Origin of the sequence: Synechococcus sp. R55.7, from assembly GCF_047461955.1 — a bacterium.
In the GTDB taxonomy this organism is placed as follows: domain Bacteria; phylum Cyanobacteriota; class Cyanobacteriia; order Thermostichales; family Thermostichaceae; genus Thermostichus.
Map to the genome: position 1 here is coordinate 1 of NZ_JANSIC010000192.1, position 5,043 is coordinate 5,043.

A 5,043-nucleotide genomic window follows, 5' to 3' on the forward strand; every position below is an offset into this window, starting at 1 on the left:
GCTTCCAGGCGCTGCGGCAGGAGTGGATGTTTTTGCTCGAGCAGAAACGGTTGGGGTTGTGGGAGCACAGCCAATGGATGGAGCAAATAGAGCGGGTGCAGGGATCCCTGGCGGCCTTGGCAGCGGATCCCACCCCGGAAGCCCTGGAACAAGCCCGTCAGCAACTGGGCAACTTGAAAACCAATCTTGCCACTTGGATGCGGCTGGAATCTCTGCGCAACCCCTATCGAGTTCAAGTTTGGGGCAACCGTCTCGCGGCTTTGGAGATGATGCTGCGCTACGGAGAGCAAACCCTGATGAGGGCATGAAGCTCCCCTCTTGCGGGATGGGGATCCCATCTATCCCCAGAACTTCCCCAGAACCGAAAAAAACTGTTATGGGGTATCTTTCGGCATTTCCTCTGCGGGGTCAGGCCCTGTATCCGGCTCCTTGGGGAGAGCAGAGTCCTCAGGGCTGGGCAAGGACTCTGTCCTGCTGGCGCGAACCGCTTCCGGGGAGGTTTCTGGCTCCTCGTCATCGCTACGCGACGCTTCTGGGAACCCGTCAGCAGTGTGTGGCGCTGAAGCGGGCTGAGCAGCAACAGGTTCAGGAGCAGAAGGAGGAGGTGCAGCTGGGATCCCGGCTTCTTCTGCAGGAACAACCGCAGGTGGCTGAGCAGCTTCTTTTTCCTTTTGCTGTTCGTAGCGGCGACGTTTGTTGCCCTCATCCACCAGCACGTACACCAGGCTGAGGAGAGAGAGCCCTGCTGTTCCAACCAAAACCCAGAGTAAGTTGTTGTCTATGGTCATGGGTTGAGCTCCGTCAAACGCTGCTGGCGATGGAGGGATATTGCTCCTTAAGGCTTGATCTTACCGTTGAAGCCGCTCTGCCAAATCCTTCTGCCAAATCTTAAAGATTGGAAAGGTTGGGTTCACAGTTTTGTTGTTTTGTGTGTCATGCGCTATCTCAAGTTCTACAAGCCTTATGGCGTGCTCACCCAATTCACCGACCAAGCGGGACGGCCTACCCTCAAGTCTTTTATTCCGGTGCCCAGGGTTTATCCGGTGGGGCGACTGGATCGCGACAGCGAAGGGCTGCTCCTGCTGACCGATGATGGTCGCCTCAATGCCCGCTTGATCGATCCCAAGTTCGGCCATGAGCGCATCTACTGGGTTCAGGTGGAAGGGATCCCCACCCCCCAAGCCCTGCAACAGTTGCAACAGGGGCTGATCATCCAAGGGCGAAAAACGCGCCCGGCCCAGGTTAAGGTCTTGGCTGAGGAACCCACCCTGCCGCCACGGGATCCCCCCATCCGCTTTCGCCGCTCCATCCCCACCACCTGGCTGGAACTGACGCTGCGGGAGGGTCGCAATCGCCAGGTGCGCCGCATGACTGCCGCCGTTGGGATCCCAACTTTGCGGTTGGTTCGGGTTGGACTGGGGCCCCTCTCTCTGGCGGGGCTTGCTCCTGGCCAGTGGCAAGATCTCAGTGAGGTAGAACTGGCCCAACTGCGGCAATATTGTTTTTCTCAAACCATTAGAGTCATTTCAAGTTAGATTAAGACGCTTCCTATTCGCTCGGCAGTGAGGAGCTGGGAAGCAAGACAACGGAACAGTTTTATTCCCTCTTAAATGACTATAAACTAGGACACTGCATCCACACCTAAGACGTTGAACGCACAGGGCCGGAAGGCTTTTCTCCGTAGCTTAGGCGTTTCACCCTAACCTGAAATGACCATAACTTAACTCACATTGATCATTACTGAGCATTTGATCACTACATTGTTAATGATTGCCCTATGATTGCCCTTGTTCCCAATTGTTCTTGAGCCCACTCAGTCGGGCATGAGGGCGTGGGCGCGCTTGCCACCATTGGGGTAGAGAAGGGCCCGCTTGGGGCCGTGGATGGGATCCTCGACGATAATCGTCTGGTCGCGGCTGGCCCCCAGAGAAACAATGGCAATCGGCACCTGCATCAACTGCGCCAAAAACTTCAGGTAATCATGGGCTTCGGGGGGCAAGTCTTGGATGGAGCGGCAATCTTTGGTGGAACATTTCCAGCCCGGCAGGGTTTCGTAGATGGGTTTGCACTGGGCGAAAACCCGGGCATCGCTGGGAAAGTGACGAATTTCCCGCCCCTGGTACTCGTAGGCCACGCACACCTTGATCTCATCCAAGCCATCCAGCACATCCAGTTTGGTGATGGCCAGGCAGTCTAGGCCATTGATTCGCACCGCGTAGCGCCCAATTACCCCGTCAAACCAGCCGCAGCGCCGTTGTCGCCCTGTGGTGGTGCCAAATTCAGCACCGGTTGCCCCCAGGTACGCCCCGATCTCATCTTTGAGCTCGGTGGGGAAAGGGCCTTCGCCAACGCGGGTGGTGTAGGCTTTGGCCACCCCGATCACCCGGTCAATGCTGGTGGGGCCGATCCCAGCGCCAATACAAGCGCCACCGGCAATGGGATGGGAGGAGGTGACGTAGGGGTAGGTGCCGTAGTCGAGATCCAACAGGGTGCCTTGAGCCCCTTCAAACAGGATGTTCTCCCGATCTTCGATGGCTTGGGTGAGAAGCAGAGCAGCGTCGGTAACATAGGGGCGCAGCCGCTCGGCATAGGCCAGGTATTGCTCGATAATTGGCTCGGGATCCAAGGGCGGCAAGTTATAGATCTTTTCCAGCAAGACATTTTTGTAGGGAATGGCCCAACTGAGGCGCTCCCGCAGCTGGTCAGGGTACATCAAGTCCACGACGCGAATGCCCATGCGCTCGGCCTTGTCGGCATAGGTGGGGCCAATGCCCCGGCCGGTGGTGCCCAGCCGGTAAATGCCACGCCGCTCCTCTTCTGCGATGTCAATGACCCGGTGGTAGGGCAGGGTGACGTGGGCCGTTTCGGCAATGAACAGGTTGTCGGTGGAAATGCCCAATTGATGCAGTTGGTCGATCTCGGCCAGCAGAACCTCGGGATCGATCACCGTGCCGCTGGCGATGATGCAGCGTTTGTCGGGGTAGAGAATGCCAGAGGGGATCAAGTGTAGCTTGAAGGTTTGGCCCCCCACCACCAGGGTATGCCCTGCATTCACCCCACCTTGATAGCGGACGACCACATGGGCCTTTTCACTGAGGAGGTCGGTGATCTTCCCTTTTCCTTCATCGCCCCACTGGGCACCGACAACCACGACGTTTGCCAAGAGCTTCTCCTACAGTCCGTAGATGGCACAAAAAATCCCCTTTGCGGGGGTTGCTGCACTAATCTACCGCATCGCTCCGGGCGATGTTGAGAGATCAGGACAAAAAGATTAACAATCGATTAACTTTTCTCCGGCAGGGGACAACGTGGAGATGAACGGGATCCCCGAACCCTCTGGCAAGCCAACAGAGATTCCCCAGTTGCCCTCGCCTTCAGCTCCCCGGCTTGAACAGGCCAATGGCCGTGACCTGGTTGGATCCCACCTCAAAGGCAAAGGCCAGGCCCAGGGCATCGTAGTTGACGTAGTAGCGGTCGTCGCGCAGATATTCTCGGCTTCCCTTGGGATAGGGTACCACCTCGTTGTAGCCGTTCTCGCCGGGCCCGCCGTAAACGGCGATCACTTCCGAATAGGTGGAGCCGATGCGGATCCCTTCGCCGGTCATGGCTTCCGGGTGGGTGGTGTAGATGCGGTTGGCGAAAAAGCTATCCACAATGCCCGGATGACGGTAGGTGAAGAGGATGTAGTCTTGTAGGTAAAAGATCTTCAAGTCGCTGTTGGGCTGAAACACATTGGCTCCAGAGGCCGCTGGGATCTGATCGACATTGCCCAGCAGGTGGGTATCCACGTTGCGGGTATCCATGCCCAGCTCAAAGCGACCGACTCGACCCTCTTGCACCAGCACTGTAGGCCGTGGGGGCAGGGCAGGTCGCCGGGGGGGCAAGGCCAGCGCTTGCAGGCCGGCATTCAGCCAAGCATTGTCATCTCCTTCCACCGTCTGCAAGGGCACCAGACCCCGCTCCAAAGAGCGACCATCCCCTGTTTTCCAGGTGGCCACGGCCAGTTCCACCGCCGCGCCGGAGGGAAGGGCAAAGAAGCGGGTTTGTCGTTCGCTGCCCTGGGTGGGCTGCCCCAAAATGAGGGTGCTGCCGCTGGCTCCCAACTGGGCAGCCAGGAGGGTGGCCCCCTGGCGGGTGTTGCCATCCACCAGAACGGCCAACGGGATCCCGGCGGCAATGGGCAGATTTTCGCTGTTCCAGAGGGTGGGCTGCCCGAATCGGTCTTCGGTAATCAGCAGCGGCTGGACGGAGCGGGGCAAAAACAGGCGCGCCACATCTGCTACCACTTGGGGGTCGTAGCCCACCGAGCCGCGCAGGTCGAGGACAATGCCCTGGCTGTAGTCTTGGGTGTAGAGGGTTTGGCGGATCTGCTGAGCCGTGGCTGGGGTGAGATCCGGCACTGCCAAATAAACCTGGCGCGGGCCAATCCCGCGGGCTTGTACGGGAGGACGGGGACGGTTGAGCAAGTCCTTGAAAGCTTGCGGATCCCAGAAACGATCGGCGGGATCCCCATACTCCCGCAGGATCTCTTGAATGAACTCGTACTCCACCTCAATAGAGGGGCGGGGATCCCCGTAGCTTCGGGCCAACAGGCGGGTGTAGAGGTCGTTGTAACTAACTGCGGCAGCTTGGTTGCCTGCACCCAAGGACTCGTTGATGAACAATCCCACCAGATGGCGGAGATCCAGCCCGACCGGCTCACGGGGAGGCGAAGGGGCTGCCGGGATCCCTGGATCGGGAAACGAACCTTGGGGATCCGAGGGCATGATGGGCACAGGAGGCAAGGCCGATTGGCCCACAGCGCTGCCGGGCGAGATCCCGGCGATCAGGGTGAGGATCCCCCAAGCCCCAAGTACGCGCGCAAATCCCTTCATGGCAGCCTGCCCTCTTGCAGATGTTGCGAATAGGATAAACCCTAAACGCTCCCCTTTGCCACTGCCAGCAGTGGTAGATATCTATTTTTTGCGACTTGGAACACTAGGGGCTGCGCCCCCTTGCTTTTGAAGGAAATGCCCTCAGCCAGAAAATCCCCAGCGCATTCAC

At 58.6% G+C, this 5,043-nt stretch carries 5 protein-coding genes; 2 read left to right on the forward strand and 3 right to left on the reverse strand.

Annotation, left to right across the window (positions count from 1 at the left end; translation table 11 throughout):
• A partial coding sequence (locus tag NW820_RS09950; protein WP_414407403.1) for a hypothetical protein occupies positions 1-308 on the forward strand: 308 nt, incomplete at its 5' end.
• A 66-nt stretch (positions 309-374) separates the two neighbouring features.
• Here NW820_RS09950 and NW820_RS09955 read toward each other — a convergent pair.
• Entirely contained in the window at positions 375-788 is a 414-nt protein-coding gene (locus tag NW820_RS09955) for a hypothetical protein (RefSeq protein WP_011431749.1), read from the reverse strand.
• A gap of 147 nt (positions 789-935) precedes the next feature.
• On the opposite strand from NW820_RS09955, the gene NW820_RS09960 reads away from it, so the two are divergent.
• Positions 936-1,535 (forward strand): pseudouridine synthase, encoded by a 600-nt coding sequence (locus tag NW820_RS09960; protein ID WP_414407404.1) that lies wholly within the window; start codon positions 936-938, stop codon positions 1,533-1,535.
• Positions 1,536-1,813: 278 nt separating this feature from the next.
• Here the strand turns inward: NW820_RS09960 and NW820_RS09965 are convergent, their stop codons facing one another.
• Both NW820_RS09965 and NW820_RS09970 read right to left on the reverse strand, forming a co-directional pair.
• Entirely contained in the window at positions 1,814-3,163 is a 1,350-nt protein-coding gene (locus NW820_RS09965; RefSeq protein ID WP_011431751.1) for an adenylosuccinate synthase, read from the reverse strand.
• A gap of 211 nt (positions 3,164-3,374) precedes the next feature.
• Positions 3,375-4,874, reverse strand: a complete 1,500-nt coding sequence (locus NW820_RS09970; RefSeq protein WP_414407405.1) for a S41 family peptidase — start codon at positions 4,872-4,874, stop codon at positions 3,375-3,377.
• Between the last annotated feature and the right edge of the window lie 169 nt (positions 4,875-5,043).

Excerpts from the sequence above, each read along its gene's own strand:
- NW820_RS09970 (WP_414407405.1), bottom strand. The coding sequence starts at position 4,874 with ATGAAGGGATTTGCGCGCGTACTTGGGGCTTGGGGGATCCTCACCCTG.
- NW820_RS09960 (WP_414407404.1), top strand. The coding sequence starts at position 936 with ATGCGCTATCTCAAGTTCTACAAGCCTTATGGCGTGCTCACCCAATTC.
- NW820_RS09955 (WP_011431749.1), bottom strand. The coding sequence starts at position 788 with ATGACCATAGACAACAACTTACTCTGGGTTTTGGTTGGAACAGCAGGG.